Genomic DNA, 15,357 nt, shown 5'->3' with positions numbered 1-15,357 from the left:
GCAATGAAGCGTATGAACCAGGGCCCATCGGCAATCAGGACTGGTAAGAAGAGGGCAGCACTGGCCTTGGCGGCAGTCCTCGCCAGCTCCATGGCTCTTGGGGCGTGCGGGTCCGGCGGCAGCAGCAGCGCCGAGGGCGGAGACGTGGTGCTCGAACTTTGGGACACCGACACACGCCCGGAACGTACTGAGAACCTCAAGAAGCTCATCAGCATGTTTGAGGCAAAGAATCCCACTATCAAGGTCAATTACCTTGGGCTTCCCACGGATTCCTACATGCAGAAGATCAGCACGGCGATTGCCACGAAGGCGACTCCGGACATCGTTACGCCCAAGGCGTCCGACGTTTCAGCACTCGTGGCCCAAGGTGCCTTGGCCCCGCTCGATGAGAAATTCGAAAGCGGCGGATGGGATGACAAGGTCTCGCAGGCAATGACCAAATCCTCTAAGGCCGCGTCGCCGGATGGGAAACTCTACCTAACTCCCGCCACGAGCCTGGCGGACGTCATTTACTACCGGGCGGACTTCTTCAAGGACGCCGGGCTGGCCACGCCCACCACCTGGGACGACTTCTATGCCGCAGCAGACAAACTCACAGACAAGTCCGCCGGGAAATTCGGCTACACGCTGAGGGGAGGGAATGGATTCTTTTCACAGTTTGTCCAAATGGTCTACCCGCAAGCCGGCGTGGACAGGTTCTTCCGCGAAGACGGGACATCCACTCTTGATGATCCAGCTGTTATCGCCGCGGCACAAGATTACGTTGACCTGTACGGCAAAGACACCGCCGAAAGCGACCTGACCGCGGACTTCAAGACAATGGTTGCCCAGTTTGGCGCCGGAGGCGCTGCCATGCTCAGCCACAGCATCGGGTCCTACCCCACCCACGTCGCAGCCCTTGGCGCGGACAAGGTCGCAGCCGTGGCTCCCTTCCCGTCCAAATCGGGCAAGTCCGTCCTCTCCGGCCGGATGACTACGGGTTTCGCCATGTTCAAGGCAAGCGAGCACCAGGAAGCCGCGTGGAAGTTCCTCGAATACACCATGAGTGCTGAAGGAAACAGCTTTTGGGCACAGAAATCAGGCTATCTCCCCGGCAACCTCGAAGTCGCCAAGGAACCCTGGGTCACTGAGAACCCCGCCATGCAGACCTCCATCAAGGCAGTCGAGAACAAGGACGCCGTGGTGCTTGAGCAGCCCTTCTACCTGCCGGAGTTCAACTCGATCACCACCACTGAAATGCTTCCGGAGTGGCAGCGGGTTCTCCAGGGCGAGCTCTCAGTGAAGGAGTTCCTGACCCAGGCAGCGGAGAAACTCACCAAAGCCCAGCAAAAATACCTGAAGAAGTAGCCCAATGTCAGTCATAGCTCCTCCGCGGCCTGCCCGGTCCAAGCATCCGAGCCGGCATGCCAAACTGCGACGTTATTACCCCTATTTCCTCATCGCCCCGGCCGCTGTCCTGACTCTGGTCTTCCTCGTCTACCCGGTGGGCAGTGTCTTTTACTACAGCCTCCAGCATTCGAATGTGACCCAACCCTGGAACGACGGCTTCGCCGGGCTGGAGAACTTCGCTGCCATGGGCTCGGATCCCCTTTTCTGGCGGAGCCTGACCTTTACCGTCCAATGGGTGGCAGTGGAAGTAGGACTCCAGTTCATTTTTGGCCTTGCCCTGGCCCTCCTGATCAATAAGACGTTCATCGGGCGAGGGCTTGCCCGGTCGCTCGTCTTCTCCCCTTGGGCCGTCTCCGGAATCCTGACCACCACCATCTGGATCCTCATCTACAACCCTTCAACCGGTATTGGCCGCTACTTCGCCGACATCGGCATTGGCGAGTACGGAGTATCGCTGCTTTCAGGCAGTGGGACGACGTTTTGGGCCGTAGTCCTCGCCGAGATGTGGAAGGGCATCCCGTTCTTTGCGATCCTTATCCTGGCGGACCTGCAATCGGTCTCGCTTGAGCTCTACGAATCCGCGGAGGTGGACGGCGCCGGCACGGTCCGGAAGTTCCTGTCCATCACCTGGCCGCACATCAGGCAGGCGGTCATCATCGCCACCCTGCTCCGGGCCGTGTGGGAGTTCAACAACGTTGATCTGCTCTACACCCTGACCGGCGGTGGTCCGGCCAGCTCCACTACCACGCTGCCTCTTTACGTGGCCCAGACTGCCATCCATGACAGGGACTTCGGCTACGGCTCTGCGCTCACCGTCGTCGCGTTCATGATTTTGACCTTCTTCTCGCTGGTCTACCTGCGTATCACCAAGTCCAAAGAGGATGAGAAATGACCTCGTTGCTTCCCAAGGCACCATCGGCCAGCGCACTGGCAGACATTGACAGCGCGCAGGAGGCCCGCCCCGTCAGTCCACTGAAGAAGCGGGCACGCCGCATCGACCGCGTGCTGACCTACTTTCCGTTGGCATTGTTCCTCATCTTTACGCTCGTTCCTTTCTATTGGATGCTGCTGTTTGCCTTCCGGCCTACCGGTTCCACCTCACTGGTGCCGTGGCCAATCACTTTCGAGCACTTCGAAACGGTATGGAACGGCTCGGGATTCGGCATCTACTTCAAGAACAGCCTGTTCGTCGCTGTGATGAGCCTGCTCTGCTCCACCGTCATCGCGCTGCTCGGTGGCTATGCCCTGGCCCGGTTCAGGTTCCGCGGAAAAGCATTGTTCCTGGTAGCCATGCTCTGCACGCAGTTCGTTCCCGGAGCCATGATGCTGATCCCGCTGTTTGAGATCTTCAACGCGGTGGGCCTGACCAACAGCCTGTGGAGCCTCATCATCTCTGATACCGTGTTCCACCTTCCGCTGTCCCTGATCCTGATGGCCGGATTTATCCGGAATGTTCCCATGGAACTGGAGGAAGCCGCGTGGGTGGACGGGTGCACTCGAATCCAGGCTTTCCGGCTTGTGGTCCTGCCGCTCCTGAAGCCGGGAATCGTTGCTGTAGGTTCCTTCGCCTTCATCAGCGCTTGGAACAACTTCCTTTTCGCCATCATGTTTATCAGCAGCCAGGACCGCTTTACCGTGCCCGTCGGTCTCAGCTATCTGCTCGGAGAATTCGGTGCCGACTTTGGGGCCCTCGCCGCAGGCGGGGTCATCGCCATCATCCCGGTGGTCCTCCTGTTCGCTTACGTGCAGAAGTTCCTTGTCCAGGGACTTAGTGCCGGTGCCGTCAAGGGATGAACACGGCGACGGATCACCCTGCTGACCCCCTGACGACCTCGGCTGTGGCCGATTCCACTCCGGCTGAAGTGACCGCCGCATGTTCGGCAGCGGCTGATGCCGCTGCCGAACTCGGTGGCTCTCTCCGATCTCAGCGGTCGGCTTTCCTTAACGAGCTGGCTAACGAACTGGAGCAAAACCGGGAAGCTTTAGAGGGCGCCGCTGCGAGGGAAACCTCGCTTGCCGCCAGTCGGCTTTCCATCGAATTAGCGCGGACTGCGCGGCAAGCACGCCTTTTTGCGGAAGTACTCGACGACGGCGGGTACCTGGAGGCCGCCATCGACCATGCAACGGCCACCACACCGGATACGCGCCTCACGCGGATTCCGCTCGGACCTGTGGCAGTCTTCGGGGCGGGCAACTTTCCGCTGGCTTTCGGGGCCCCGGGCGGAGATACTGTTTCCGCCCTCGCCGCAGGGTGTCCCGTCGTCGTCAAAGTCCATCCCGGGCATCCGCACACGAGCCAGCTAGCCTTTGAGGCGATCCAGCTGGCAGCGACCAAGTCCGGCATGCCGCCCGGCACCATTGCCCTTGTCACGGGAATGGAAGCGGGGCGCAACCTGGTTATGGATCCGAACATCCAAGCGGTGGGCTTCACCGGCTCCACTACAGCAGGGCGGATCCTTTTTGATCTCGCGTCATCCCGCCCCTCTCCAATCCCCTTCTATGGTGAATTGGGAAGCCTTAATCCGCTGGTGGTAACGGCGGCCGCAGCAGGGGCGCGACCACGTGGGATCGCAGCCCAACTGGCATCGTCCATCACCAGCAGTGCCGGGCAATTGTGCACCAAGCCGGGCCTCATCTTCATTCCCTACGAGGCTGGCGACACCTTGGTGGCGAGTCTCGCGGAAGCCGTGGGGACAGCGCCCGCGTTGGCCATGCTGAACGAAGGCATCAAACAACGCTTCACCGAGAGTGTCGAGGCCTGGATCGCTGGCGAGGCAGTATCAGTCCTTGTCGACAGCCAGCAAGGCGGTCCGGCCGGCGCCCACCTCGTCAGCGTCGACATAGGCCGGCTCACGGGCCCCTTGCTGGAGGAGGCCTTCGGACCCGCGGCGGTCATCGTCAGGTACAGCACCCAGCAACAGGTCGTTAACGCCCTCCGGTCATTGGGTGGACAGCTCACAGCAACCCTGCTTTGTGAAGAGGCAGAAACGGACGGGCTGAGGCCCATCGCCCAAGCCATGACGAGCCGTTCCGGGCGGCTCGTCTTCAACGACATGCCCACGGGAGTCGCCACCTCGTGGTCGATGACCCACGGCGGCCCTTATCCTGCAACCACGAATTCAGGGCACACGTCCGTGGGAAGCGCGGCAATCAAACGATGGCTTCGACCAGTGACCTACCAGAACGCGCCGGACACACTCCTGCCGCCAGAGCTGCGGGAAGAATCGAGCGGCATCCCACGTCGACTCAACGGCTCAATGACCAGGTAGTGAGCTGATCCGGCGACAGGGGTTGCCTCGGCCGCGCTGATTACTTCCCACCCCGCTTCTGGGCCGCTGAACTCCACCCCAGCCGCTGCAGGCGTTCAAAGCCGTCCAGCATCAGGTCGAGGGCGAACTCGAACTCAAACTGGTCGTCGCAGCCGTAGCTGACCACGGACCCGTCGTCGTGTTGGGCCGCGGTGGCGACCTGGAGGATGTTCGGATACCGTTCCGCCATCTCCTGAACCATGGCGGCCTGCGCTTCGGGAGGTACCGCAGCCTCCGCGCCGCGGCCGGCGGCGGCGTCGTCGAACAGTTCCTGGGTGAAGCCCCACATCCGGCTCCCCAGCGCGTGCATCACGTGATGCGTGAGATCAACGGAGAAGCCTCCGGCCAGGAACATCCCGATGACTTCATCGGTGTATGTGAGGACCGCAGGGGTTCGATTGGTGCGGGTCTCCAGCGCGTGACGCGCCCAAGGATGCCGCAACAGCGCCTGGCGCGCGGAGAGCACGCGAAGCCGAACGGCGTCCTTCCAGCCTGCATCGGCGGCGACGGGGGCGATCTCGCCGATAACGGCGTCCACCATGCCGTCAAGGAGTTCATCCTTGTTGGCGACGTGTTTGTAGAGCGCCATCGGCACCACGCCGAGGTCCTCGGCGAGCCGGCGCATGCTCAGCGCATCGAGGCCCGCCTTGTCGGCGAGCGCGACGGCGGCCTCCAGCACGCGGCCCCTGTTCAGTGGGATCCGGCGCGAGGTTTCCAGCTGCTGAGTCATCCGGACCACCCTTCCTTACACGTTTTCCCTTGACAAGTGTACGCCGTACACCTACCGTTAGGCGCATTAGGTGTACGCCGTACACCATAGATTCAGAGGAACCGAAATGACGACGTTATTTTCGCCCGCTTCTCCGACGACACGACGACGCCGGGCGCAGTGGCCCGTGCCCGTCGGGCTGATCCTCCTCAGCCTCATCCCGGTTGCCGCCGGCGCCGTACGGCTGACGGAACTGACCGGCGGTGCCGCCATCACACCCCAGAACGCCCGGTTTTTCGCTTCCCCCGCCCCCGTCGTGATCCACATCATCAGCGTGACGGTCTACAGCCTCCTCGGCGCCTTCCAGTTCGTTCCCTCACTGCGGGGCAAGCGCGGCTGGCATCGCACTGCGGGACTTATCCTGATCCCCGCCGGACTGCTGACGGCCCTGACCGGCCTGTGGATGTCCGCCTTCTATCCGCTCCCCGACGGCGACACGGACGTTCCGCTGCGCCTTCTCTTCGGCTCCGCGATGCTGGTAAGCATAGTGATGGGCGTCCTCGCGATCCGCAGGAGGGACTACGTCCGGCACAGTGTATGGATGACGCGTGCCTACGCCATTGCCCTGGGGGCCGGCACGCAGGCGCTGGTCATCGCCCCGTGGATCCTGCTGGCGGGTCCACCCAGTGAACTGATCCGGGCGCTGCTCATGGGACTTGCCTGGGTGATCAACCTGGTGGTGGCCGAATACGTCATCCACCGCAGGGCCAGGACTGCCGGACCTCAACGGGCGCCGCTAACGCTGGGCCAAGCACAACGCCCCGGTTCCACCGGACCGGTTCGCTTACACGGCCGGGCCCGGCTCCCCCAGCGACGAGCGCCTCAAACTGCTCGCCAGCTGGGCGGCGACGACCGAAACGAGCTGCCGGCTCCCGTGTCTCTTTCGGACTGAGCCCGCGTGAGGGCTACTGGCAGAGCTGGGAGAAAGTGGTTCCGGCCTTCTGGTAGGCCTCCTGCATCCCCGCGAGCTTTTCCTCGTCCGGGCTCTCCTTCGCAGATTCGTCCGTGTAGTCGAGAATCGCCTGAACGGACGGCTTGAGGTCATCCGATGCCCCGTTCAGGATGGGACGCAGGCGGTTGCCGAGGATGATCATTCCGGTCTTGCCGGCGTTGGCGCTGGTGTCTGAACCAACGATCCTGATCCGTTCGCAGGTCTGTTCGGTGGTCAGCTGCGTCGGTGCGGCACAAGCGGAAGCAGAGACGAGGAGCGCAGCGGCGAGCACGGCCGTGGTGAGTTTCTTCATGGTTCCCTTGATAGGTGGCTTACATCGATTGTAAGCAGAAGCTACGGGCCAGCGGGCACATAAAGTGGACCGGACTGGACCACACGACCCTGGTGGCCGCGTCCGGGTCAACCCCTAGCGATCGAGCGGACCAGGCCGAGTCTTGAGTGACAGTGGTCCAAAGCGGAAGAGTAACTGCGGCTTCGCTTCAGGGTCTTCTGCATCTGTAGATGTGTCCGTCATCGTTTTCATCCTTTTTTGCAGCAGGCCATCAGAGTTCCGTGACCAGCAGTTCCCCTACCTCACAGTCCAGGACCTGGCAGATGGCTGTCAGCGTGGAGAACCTGATCGCCTTCGCCCGGTCATTCTTCAGCACCGACAAGTTCACTAAACTCACTCCAACGCGCCTGCTCAGTTCGGTCAGCGTCATTCCGCGCTGCTCCAGCAACACGTCGAGCCGGCAGTGGATGCCCGTCGAATCTTCTGCTGGCATCAGACCAGACCCTCGGTGTCTTTCTGCAGGCGGCCGCCGAACTGGAAGACCGCGGCGACCAGGATCAGCACAATCCCGGCCATGAGCGGCCCAACGTTGAAATTTGCGCTGAAGATGATGCTTTCCCCAGCGCCGCCCTGGTTCGCGCCGATAGCCTGGGCCACCCGGTGCCGACCGGCGGAGTCAAGACCCTGGCCAAGCGTGCCGGCCACGGCCAGTACCACCCCGCACGCTCCGATGATCCACACGGAGCCGGCCGTGAACAGATTCTCGCCCCGAAGCCGGAATGCGAGCACGAACAGCAGGGCAAGGACGGCCAGGATACCGACGAGGTTCAGAACCCCCGCCCACGCCAGGAGGGTGGCCTCGGTGAGGGGCAGCGCAGGGATGGTGGCTTCAATGGAAGCGAAATGTGCTTCCGCTCCGAGGCGCAGCCCGGTGGCGGCCTGGTGCGTGGTGGCCAGCGGAAGGGTCAGCGTCACAGGGCCGGCAAAGTAGGCCACGATGTTGGAGACACCCGCAGCACTAGTGGCAATGGCAGCGACGGCGGCTGCGATCATCACCCATAGAGCCTCGGCCCTTGACACCACTTTCTTGTTGCTTGGCGTCGCTTGGGCATCGCCCATGGCCTCGTTCATGATTTCCCCCAAATAAGTTATTGACTACCGATAATATCGATAAGCGATAACCTACTGATGGCGACGCGGAAGGTCAAGGGCACCTATGACGGATGGCCCTCTCCCCTTCCTTCGTGTAACGCATATTCGTCCCGCCACAGGTGCTCGGGTTTGTATCCAAGCCGGCTGCGCGCCTTATCGATGGACATCAGCGTTTCAAACTCCCCCAGCTCCGGGCGGAGCGGAACGCCCGGAAAGTGGAGGGCGGCAAGCTCGGCGGTGGGGATTGCACTTCCCGTATCCGAGGCCGCGACGTCGTAGATTTCAAAGCCAGGTGCCGCGTGTTCCAGGGCGAGCGCCACGGCGGCCGCCCCGTCCCTTGAGTCGACGTAGCTGAAAAGAAGGTCACGGCGATACGCGGGATCCGGAGCGTTCGCGAAGGTGCCATACTCGCCCGGAGCCACCACATTGGTGAACCGGAGCGAAGTGATGCTCATGCCCGGCTCCCAGCGGACGAGTTGCGCCCACATCGCCTCCTCCGCCACCTTAGCCAAGGCGTAGGTGTTGTTCGCGGCTGTCGTGGCCTCGTCGATGGGCAGCGCGGCAGGCGGTTCGTCGAAAGGGAATCCCATGGCGGTGATGCTTGAGGCCGTGACGATCCTGCGTATGCCTGCCCGCATGGCCGCGTGAACCACGTTGAAGCTGACGGTCATGTTGTTCTGGAAAGTCGCTGCGTCGGGAACAAGTCCGTTCACCGGGATGGCCGCGAGGTGCACCACCGCGTCAAGCCCTGCGTGACGGGCCGTGACGCCGATCAGGCTGTCCAGCGTTTGCCCGTAGTCGGCGAGGTCCACGCGGGTGAACCCCGTGCCGGCAGTGCCCGTGAGGTCGAATCCCGCGACCGTGTGTCCCTCTGCCCGAAGCCGGTCAACGGTGGCCCGCCCCAGCTTGCCTGAGCTGCCGGTGACTGCGATGTGCATATCAAGCCCTTCTGTACGTGGAGCAGGAGCCGGGGCCTAGCCCCGGGTCCGCTCCTCAAGGATTTCGAGAATGTGCCGGTATTCCTTGCCGGTGGCGCGGCTCATGCCAATCTCGCACGTGCGGTTGCAGGAGGCATGTGCCTCGAAGTCTCCGCCAACCACCTCTGCCGCCTCGGCCCGGGTGGCAGAGCCGGTAAGTTCCGGGTGCAGCATTCCCCGGTCGCCGGCAAACCCGCAGCACCCCCAGGAATCCGGCACGACGGCCTTACCGGAAACAGCCTCGGCAAGCGTGCGCAGTCCCTCGTTGGTCCCGAGGCGCGTACTCGCGCACGTGGGATGAAGGACCAACGAGGACACCGGTTCCTGCACCCGAAGGTGTGGAAGCAGCTCGGCGGCTGCAAAGTCCACGGAATCGATGACCCGCAGCGGCACGGGTTCACCGGACCCGTAAACCTTGGCGAGCGCATGCAGCAGGCCCTCCGTGCAGGACGAATTGTCGGTCACCACCGGCAACCTCCCGCCGTCGGACGCTGCCATCAGGCTGGCCACGGTCCTCTCGGCCATCGCGGCAAACCCGTCCGCCAGGCCCTTGGACTTCCAGGGCGTACCGCAGCACAGGGCGTCAACGCCGGGCGGAATGACGACGGCGACACCCGCCCGGGCGCACAGCCGGCGGAACGCCTCGGCTGCTCCGACGCCGCCCTCCGCGGGCCCGAACATGGAACCTGTGCAGGAGGCAAAGAACACCGCCTGCGCCGGCTTTCCAGCCGCTGGACCGTCCGAGTGGGCGCGCCTGCTGCCGCCGGCAGGAAGGTCGCCGGTCCAACGCGGCACCACATCGGCGCCGAGTACGGCGCGTGCTGCTTCGCTGGCCCCGCGGACGAGGGGAGCCGGCAGCCACGCCGCCACGGTCAGGGCTGTCGCTGCCACCCGCGTGACCGGCTCCCACTGTCCGGCAACTGCGCGGCCTGCTGCCTGGGTGAACCGCGAAGCGTCCTGTTCGCGCAGGCGCCGGACAAGGTCGCCCGTATTTATCGACACCGGACACGCCGTCTGGCACATCCCGTCGACGGCGCAGGTCTCCACTGAGTTATAGGTCTCGGCGCGCGCGAGTTCGGCGTCGAGCGCGGCGTCCCCCCGGGCGGTAGCTGCAGCCCGGGCCCGGCGGACCGCGATGCGCTGACGCGGCGTGATGGTGATGTCCCGGCTGGGGCACACCGGCTCGCAATAGCCGCACTCGACGCAACGGTCCACTTCCGGCTCAACGACGGGAGTCAGCTTCAGGTGCGCCAGGTGCGATTCCGGGTCGTCGACGATCAACACACCCGGGTTGAGGATCCCGGCAGGGTCACAGAGCCGCTTGACCTCCAGCATGACCTGGTAGAGCCGCCGGCCGAACTGCCGTTCGACGAAAGGGGCCATGATCCGGCCGGTGCCGTGCTCGGCCTTGAGGGTGCCGCCAGCGTCCAGGACCAGCTCCACCAGGTCTTCGGTGAAGGCCCGCTGGCGCTCAACCGCGCCGTCGGCCGTGAAATCTTCGGTGATGAGGAAGTGGATGTTGCCGTCCTTCGCATGGCCGAAGATCACGGCGTCGCCATACCCGTACTGCGCAAAAAGGCGTTGGAGGGAAGCACAGGTCGGCGCGAGCAATGGGACAGGCACCGCAATGTCCTCCAGCAGTGCCGTGGTGCCGGGTCGCCGGGCGCCGGCAATGGCTGCGTACAGCCCCTTCCGCGCATGCCATAAATGGGCCCGCTGCTTCGGGTCGGCGGTCGGTTCAAACGACGGGGCACCGGCAGTCACCAAGGCTGCGCGCGCGTTCCCGAGACGCTCGTCGAGTTCGTCGTCATCCTGCCCCTGGTACTCGATGAGGAGAGCAGCGTGGGAGGCGATGTCCACACTGGCGAGGATGTCTGCGGTGGCCGGATCGTTTTGAACAACACGCAGCGATGCGGCGTCCAGCAGCTCAATGGTGGCCGCCCCCGTGTCCACCAGGACGGGCAGGATTCGCGTGGCCTTCTCCAGGTCGTCGAAAATCACCAGGGCGGTGGCAGCGCACGGCGAAATCGGCACTGTGCCGAATTCAACCTCGGCAATGAAGCCGAGCGAGCCCTCGCTGCCCACCATCAGGTGGGCCAGGATCTCCGCCGGGGTGTCGAAGTCGAGGAACGAGTTAAGGCCGTAGCCCATCGTGTTCTTGCCGCGGTACTGGCGCCGGATCTCCGCCGAAAGCCCGGAGTCGGCCATGATTTGGTCGCGGAGTTTGGCGAGGCCGGAGTGCAGGGACGGTTCGGCAGCGGCCATCCTTTCGTCCGCGTCCGCGAGGGAGGTATCCACCACCGTTCCGGACGCCAGCACGAACCTCAGTGAGCGTAGTGTCCGGTAGGAGTTGAACTCCGTGCCGCACGCCATCCCGCTGGAGTTGTTCGCCACCACGCCGCCCACAGTTGCCGCGATCTCGCTGGCCGGGTCGGGCCCGAGCTTCCGGCCGTGGCGAAGGAGCCTCGCGTTGACCTGGCGGATGGTGGCGCCAGGCTGGACGACGACGGTACTGCCGTCAGCTGCGGCGCGGATGTCCCGGAAAGCGCCCCGGACGTCAATCAGCAGGTCTTCGCCCGACGCCTGGCCGGACAGGCTGGTTCCCCCGGAGCGGAGTGTAATGGAGCGATGGTGGTCGTGTGCGTACCGGAAAGCGGCAGAAACGTCCTCCAACGAGCGTGCGCGCACCACCGCCGCGGGCGTGAGCAGGAAATGGGAGGCATCGACGCCGGCCACAACGCGATCGAAGACCTCGACGCTTACGTCCGCGCCCGCCGTCGAACGGTGTCTTTGTCCCGGCAAACCTCTGCTTCCACCGGCGAGCGCCGCGGTGAGAGAGGACGCCAGGCCGCGATCGCCGGCCTTCACGGCAGCGCGGTCCGCCGTGCCATCACGGTGCAACACTTGCATAATCTATCACTTCCGAATTATGATACACTCTTCATAAACCTGCATGGATTGTTCCAGCCCTGGGGATCAAGGGGACGCCTCCTGCAGAACCGCCATCCCTGATCGGAGCCTCCCTTGGCAAATGGCCGCAACGCCGCCCCCGTTGATGGTCAGGTCCGCCTCCTGACCAAGGTGGCACGCATGTACCACGAGCGCGGAATCCGCCAGGCGGACATCGCCACCGCCCTGAACATTTCGCAGGCTAAGGTCTCCCGTCTGCTCAAGCGCGCGGTCACGCAGGGAATCGTCCGCACCACCGTGATGGTCTCCCCCGGCGTCTACTCGGATCTCGAGGAGCGCCTGGAGGCGAAGTTCGGACTGCTGGAAGCTGTGGTCGTGGATATCGAGAGCGACGACGACGAACGGGCCGTCCATTCGGCGCTCGGGGCGGCGGCAGGCAGCTACCTCGAGGCCACCCTCGGCGGTGGGGACCGCATCGGCATCTCCTCGTGGAGCCAGACGCTGCTCGCCCTCGTGGACCGAATGCGGCCGTTCAACGTTGGTGGCGCCACCCAGGTTGTCCAACTTCTTGGCGGCATCGGCACCCCCGAGGTGCAAAACATGGCCCAGCGACTCGTCGGCGAATTTGCCCGGATGCTCGGCGCGGAGCCGGTTTACGTTCCCGCCCCCGGAGTGGTGGCCGACCGCGCCATCAGGGACAGCCTCCTGCAGGAAGCCGCGCTCACCGAGGTAGCGCGGCGATGGAACGAACTCACCATGGCAATTGTGGGCATCGGCAGCATCGAACCATCCAACCTGCTTGCGGAAAGCGGAAACGCCTTCTCCCCGGAGGACCGCGAACGGCTCCTGCAGGAAGGGGCGGTCGGCGATATCTGTCACCACGTCTTCACCGCAGACGGGACGGCAGTCACGGGTGACCTTGCTGCGCGCACCATCTCGATCCCGGTGGACAACTTCCTGTCTATCCCCAGGCGCATTGGCATCGCCGGTGGCCTGCGGAAGCGGGAACCCATCCGCGGAGCGCTGGCGGGCGGGTGGGTCAACGTCCTCATCACCGATATCCACACCGCCGAGGCACTGGCCGGCCAAGAGGCCGGCGGCGCAGAAACCGAAAGCCGGGGGCTCACCGCTTAGCCGGGAGTGACGCAAGCAGCTGGTGCAGGCGCTTCACACCCGATTCCAGGCTCGTCAGCACCGGTATCGCCACATCGGAGCCCTCGGCGGCACTTGCCATCGACGCCTGAGCCAGGACCACGACGTCTGAGTCTTCTGCGGCATTCCGGATCGCCGCCGCGACCTTGAGGTCGTGGCTCGCACGGTCACCTGAGGCAACAGCCGCAAAAGCGCCCTCGACCACTACGCTCCGGATGGTGGGCGTGACGCCGGCCGCCCGGGCCCGCTCGGCAATGAGCCGGGAGGTAGGCCCGCACGTCGTCGGGAGGGTGGCCAGCACAGTGATCCTGGCGCCTGTGGCCACCGCTTCGTCGGCCATGGCCTCATCGATGCGCAGGATGGGGATGCCCACCTCGGCCGAAACGGACGCTGCTAGTTCGGAGATGGACGAGCATGTCAGCATGATGACCTCGGCGCCGGCATCCGCGGCGGCCTTGGCAAGTCCGGCGACGCGGCGCGGCACCGAACCGGACACTTCCGGGTCACTAAGGTCGGCCACAATGCGGTCGTCCAGGTAGTTGATTGCCGTGACGCCCGGCAGTTCCCGCTTGACCAGCTCCATGACGGGGCCGATCACCACTGCGCCCGTGTGCAGCAGGGCAATCCTGGGGCTCTCACTCATTCGGTCGCCTATCCCTTCACTGAACCGGCAGCCATGCCGGCCATGATCTTCTTGTTGAGGAATACAAACACGATCAACAACACCACGATGTTGATGCTCACAGCCGCAAAAAGCGGTCCGTACTGCGTCGAGCCGTACTGGTCGCTCAGGCTCAGCAACCCCACCTGGATTGTGGCAAGATCCGGCCTGGTAGTGAAGGTCAGTGCGATAAGCAGGTCATTCCACACGCTGAAGAACTGCACCAGGCCGATGGTCAGGATGGAGTTCCGCATCATGGGCAGGCCGATGACAAAGAATGACCGCAGCGGGCTCGAACCGTCAACCGTTGCGGCCTCGAAAATTTCACGCGGGATGGACCGGAAATAAGCGGCCATCAGGAAGGTGGTCAACGGCAGGCCCATCACCGTATAGGTGATGATGAGCGGCCAGAGGGAGTCCGTTAGGCCCGCCCGGAAGTACACCGTGAAGAGCGGCACCAGGATCATCTGCCCCGGAACCATGATGCCCGCAAGGATGTAGAGGAGCGTGCCCTTCCGGCCCTTCCAGACCAGCACCTCCAGCGCATAGCCTGCCGCCACGCCGATCAACACAATGAGCGCTACCGACGGAATCGTCACCAGGATGCTGTTGAGGTAGTTCCGCGATACGTTGCCGTTGTTCAGGGCTGTGGTGTAGTTGTCGAAAATCCAGTTCTCGGGCAGCGACAACGCCGGGTTGGACAGGAACTCGGACTGCGTCTTGAACGAACCAAGGATCATCCAGACCTGCGGGTAAAGCACCACAACCACCACGATGGTGACGATGATCCACACGGGAAGGCGCTTGAGGGCGCGACGGGCACGACGGCGGTTGCGGAGTGGTTGTTCCGACCTCAAGAGCTCCGTGGCAGGAGGGTTTTCGAGCTGTGGTTGGACGGTCATCTCAGTCCTCCGCCTTGCGTTGGGACGATCGGAAAATCGCGAGGGTGAAGATCAGGCACAGGAGCGTCAGAACCAGGGCGATAGTGCTGCCATAGCCATACTCCGCATACTCGAATGCTGTCCGGTACATGTAAAGGGTCAGCGGCGCGGTAGAGGTTCCCGGGCCGCCGTTGTTGAGTGCAAGCAGGCTGTCAAAGACCTTCAGCGTCGCGTTGAGGCTGAAGATGATCGAAGACAGCAGAATGGGCAACGAAAGCGGCACCACGATATGCCGCACCAGCTTGAGCCCGTTCGCACCGTCAAGCTTGGCCGATTCGAGAATCTCGTCGGGAATGTCGAGCAGCCCCGCGTAGAGCAGGATTGCGTAGAAGCCCATGGAACCCCACAGCGTCATGGCGAGCGCGGTGGCCATGGTGCCCGAGGTAGTGGCGAGGAACTCCACGCTCTCTCCGCCAAAGAAGTTGATGAGGTCGTTGACGGGACCTTGGTTATCGCCCACGGCCACAAAGCTGCGGAAAAGCAGGGCGACGGCGACCGTCGGCAGGATCGCCGGGAAGAAGACGATCGTGCGGAGCAGCGATGAACCTTTGCGCAGGACAAAGACGTAGAGGAGTGCCAGCATGTACCCCAGCAGGATCTGGCCCACCGTGGCGACGATCGCGAAGAACACGCTGACCCCGAGGGACTGCAGCGCCGCCTCGTCCGTGAAGAACTTGGTGAAGTTATCGACTCCAACAAACTCGAAGCCGCGAAGGGTGTTCCCCTCAAAGAAGGAAAGGCCGAGGGACCAGGCCACGGGGCCAATCTTCAGCAGTGTGTACAGCAGGAGGGCTGGAGCCAAGAGGATGATGATCGTCTTGCGGTCCCCGAACACCGAGTTCATAGTTCAAACCTTTCGTCGGCTGGAGGCCCGG

15 protein-coding genes are annotated in these 15,357 nt (G+C 63.6%); 6 read left to right on the top strand and 9 right to left on the bottom strand.

Translation table 11 applies throughout. The features are described 5' to 3' along the window. Positions 1-3: 3 nt before the first annotated feature. From ACLKOZ_RS04005 to ACLKOZ_RS03990, 4 genes are read left to right on the top strand one after another with little or no spacing between them, the layout of a single operon-like run. Positions 4-1,347, top strand: a complete 1,344-nt coding sequence (locus ACLKOZ_RS04005) for an ABC transporter substrate-binding protein (RefSeq protein WP_436472981.1) — start codon at positions 4-6, stop codon at positions 1,345-1,347. 4 nt (positions 1,348-1,351) lie between these two features. Continuing rightward, positions 1,352-2,281, top strand: a complete 930-nt coding sequence (locus ACLKOZ_RS04000; RefSeq protein ID WP_436472980.1) for a carbohydrate ABC transporter permease — start codon at positions 1,352-1,354, stop codon at positions 2,279-2,281. After that, the gene (locus tag ACLKOZ_RS03995) at positions 2,278-3,183 is read left to right on the top strand and encodes a carbohydrate ABC transporter permease (RefSeq protein ID WP_436472978.1); all 906 of its coding nucleotides are present in this window, start codon (positions 2,278-2,280) and stop codon (positions 3,181-3,183) included. The genes ACLKOZ_RS04000 and ACLKOZ_RS03995 overlap by 4 nt, the downstream gene beginning before the upstream one ends. Next, positions 3,180-4,658: an aldehyde dehydrogenase (NADP(+)) gene (locus ACLKOZ_RS03990; RefSeq protein WP_436472976.1), complete on the top strand. Its 1,479-nt coding sequence runs from the start codon at positions 3,180-3,182 to the stop codon at positions 4,656-4,658. Before ACLKOZ_RS03995 ends, ACLKOZ_RS03990 begins: the two co-directional genes overlap by 4 nt. Positions 4,659-4,698: 40 nt before the next feature. On the opposite strand, the gene ACLKOZ_RS03985 is transcribed toward ACLKOZ_RS03990, so the two are convergent. After that, complete coding sequence (locus ACLKOZ_RS03985; protein WP_436472974.1) at positions 4,699-5,427, bottom strand: TetR/AcrR family transcriptional regulator; 729 nt, start codon at positions 5,425-5,427, stop codon at positions 4,699-4,701. A 106-nt stretch (positions 5,428-5,533) separates the two neighbouring features. On the opposite strand from ACLKOZ_RS03985, the gene ACLKOZ_RS03980 reads away from it, so the two are divergent. Then, a complete protein-coding gene (locus ACLKOZ_RS03980) occupies positions 5,534-6,358 on the top strand; it encodes a DUF2306 domain-containing protein (RefSeq protein ID WP_436472972.1) in 825 nt (274 codons plus the stop codon). A 13-nt stretch (positions 6,359-6,371) separates the two neighbouring features. Here the strand turns inward: ACLKOZ_RS03980 and ACLKOZ_RS03975 are convergent, their stop codons facing one another. The 5 genes from ACLKOZ_RS03975 to ACLKOZ_RS03955 form a co-directional block, all read right to left on the bottom strand. Next, entirely contained in the window at positions 6,372-6,710 is a 339-nt protein-coding gene (locus ACLKOZ_RS03975; protein ID WP_337350554.1) for a hypothetical protein, read from the bottom strand. 250 nt (positions 6,711-6,960) lie between these two features. Next, entirely contained in the window at positions 6,961-7,182 is a 222-nt protein-coding gene (locus tag ACLKOZ_RS03970; protein WP_337350553.1) for a helix-turn-helix domain-containing protein, read from the bottom strand. Further along, positions 7,182-7,820, bottom strand: a complete 639-nt coding sequence (locus ACLKOZ_RS03965) for a hypothetical protein (RefSeq protein ID WP_436472969.1) — start codon at positions 7,818-7,820, stop codon at positions 7,182-7,184. The genes ACLKOZ_RS03970 and ACLKOZ_RS03965 overlap by 1 nt, the downstream gene beginning before the upstream one ends. A gap of 83 nt (positions 7,821-7,903) precedes the next feature. Further along, positions 7,904-8,779, bottom strand: coding sequence for an NAD-dependent epimerase/dehydratase family protein (locus ACLKOZ_RS03960; protein WP_337350551.1), 876 nt, complete (start codon positions 8,777-8,779; stop codon positions 7,904-7,906). Between the two features lie 36 nt (positions 8,780-8,815). Further along, positions 8,816-11,722, bottom strand: coding sequence for an FAD-binding and (Fe-S)-binding domain-containing protein (locus tag ACLKOZ_RS03955; protein WP_436472967.1), 2,907 nt, complete (start codon positions 11,720-11,722; stop codon positions 8,816-8,818). Between the two features lie 120 nt (positions 11,723-11,842). On the opposite strand from ACLKOZ_RS03955, the gene ACLKOZ_RS03950 reads away from it, so the two are divergent. Continuing rightward, a complete protein-coding gene (locus ACLKOZ_RS03950; RefSeq protein WP_337350549.1) occupies positions 11,843-12,862 on the top strand; it encodes a sugar-binding transcriptional regulator in 1,020 nt (339 codons plus the stop codon). Here ACLKOZ_RS03950 and ACLKOZ_RS03945 read toward each other — a convergent pair. From ACLKOZ_RS03945 to ACLKOZ_RS03935, 3 genes are read right to left on the bottom strand one after another with little or no spacing between them, the layout of a single operon-like run. Continuing rightward, positions 12,852-13,523, bottom strand: coding sequence for an aspartate/glutamate racemase family protein (locus ACLKOZ_RS03945; RefSeq protein WP_436472965.1), 672 nt, complete (start codon positions 13,521-13,523; stop codon positions 12,852-12,854). The two genes, ACLKOZ_RS03950 and ACLKOZ_RS03945, sit on opposite strands and share 11 nt — an antisense overlap. An 8-nt stretch (positions 13,524-13,531) precedes the next feature. Beyond that, positions 13,532-14,443: a carbohydrate ABC transporter permease gene (locus tag ACLKOZ_RS03940; protein WP_337350547.1), complete on the bottom strand. Its 912-nt coding sequence runs from the start codon at positions 14,441-14,443 to the stop codon at positions 13,532-13,534. A 1-nt stretch (position 14,444) separates the two neighbouring features. Then, positions 14,445-15,326 carry a carbohydrate ABC transporter permease gene (locus ACLKOZ_RS03935; RefSeq protein ID WP_337350546.1) on the bottom strand — a complete coding sequence of 294 codons (882 nt, stop codon included), beginning with the start codon at positions 15,324-15,326 and terminating at the stop codon, positions 14,445-14,447. Positions 15,327-15,357: the final 31 nt, after the last annotated feature.

It is taken from the genome of Arthrobacter sp. R4, assembly GCF_051365025.1.
Classification (GTDB): Bacteria; Actinomycetota; Actinomycetes; order Actinomycetales; family Micrococcaceae; genus Arthrobacter.
This window is presented reverse-complemented; position numbering and strand designations above follow the sequence as displayed.

Bases quoted from the DNA above. Each gene is read 5' to 3' on its own strand.
- ACLKOZ_RS04005 (WP_436472981.1), top strand. From the start codon at position 4: ATGAAGCGTATGAACCAGGGCCCATCGGCAATCAGGACTGGTAAGAAG.
- ACLKOZ_RS04000 (WP_436472980.1), top strand. From the start codon at position 1,352: ATGTCAGTCATAGCTCCTCCGCGGCCTGCCCGGTCCAAGCATCCGAGC.
- ACLKOZ_RS03995 (WP_436472978.1), top strand. From the start codon at position 2,278: ATGACCTCGTTGCTTCCCAAGGCACCATCGGCCAGCGCACTGGCAGAC.
- ACLKOZ_RS03990 (WP_436472976.1), top strand. From the start codon at position 3,180: ATGAACACGGCGACGGATCACCCTGCTGACCCCCTGACGACCTCGGCT.
- ACLKOZ_RS03985 (WP_436472974.1), bottom strand. From the start codon at position 5,427: ATGACTCAGCAGCTGGAAACCTCGCGCCGGATCCCACTGAACAGGGGC.
- ACLKOZ_RS03980 (WP_436472972.1), top strand. From the start codon at position 5,534: ATGACGACGTTATTTTCGCCCGCTTCTCCGACGACACGACGACGCCGG.
- ACLKOZ_RS03975 (WP_337350554.1), bottom strand. From the start codon at position 6,710: ATGAAGAAACTCACCACGGCCGTGCTCGCCGCTGCGCTCCTCGTCTCT.
- ACLKOZ_RS03970 (WP_337350553.1), bottom strand. From the start codon at position 7,182: ATGCCAGCAGAAGATTCGACGGGCATCCACTGCCGGCTCGACGTGTTG.
- ACLKOZ_RS03965 (WP_436472969.1), bottom strand. From the start codon at position 7,820: ATGAACGAGGCCATGGGCGATGCCCAAGCGACGCCAAGCAACAAGAAA.
- ACLKOZ_RS03960 (WP_337350551.1), bottom strand. From the start codon at position 8,779: ATGCACATCGCAGTCACCGGCAGCTCAGGCAAGCTGGGGCGGGCCACC.
- ACLKOZ_RS03945 (WP_436472965.1), bottom strand. From the start codon at position 13,523: ATGAGTGAGAGCCCCAGGATTGCCCTGCTGCACACGGGCGCAGTGGTG.
- ACLKOZ_RS03940 (WP_337350547.1), bottom strand. From the start codon at position 14,443: ATGACCGTCCAACCACAGCTCGAAAACCCTCCTGCCACGGAGCTCTTG.
- ACLKOZ_RS03935 (WP_337350546.1), bottom strand. From the start codon at position 15,326: ATGAACTCGGTGTTCGGGGACCGCAAGACGATCATCATCCTCTTGGCT.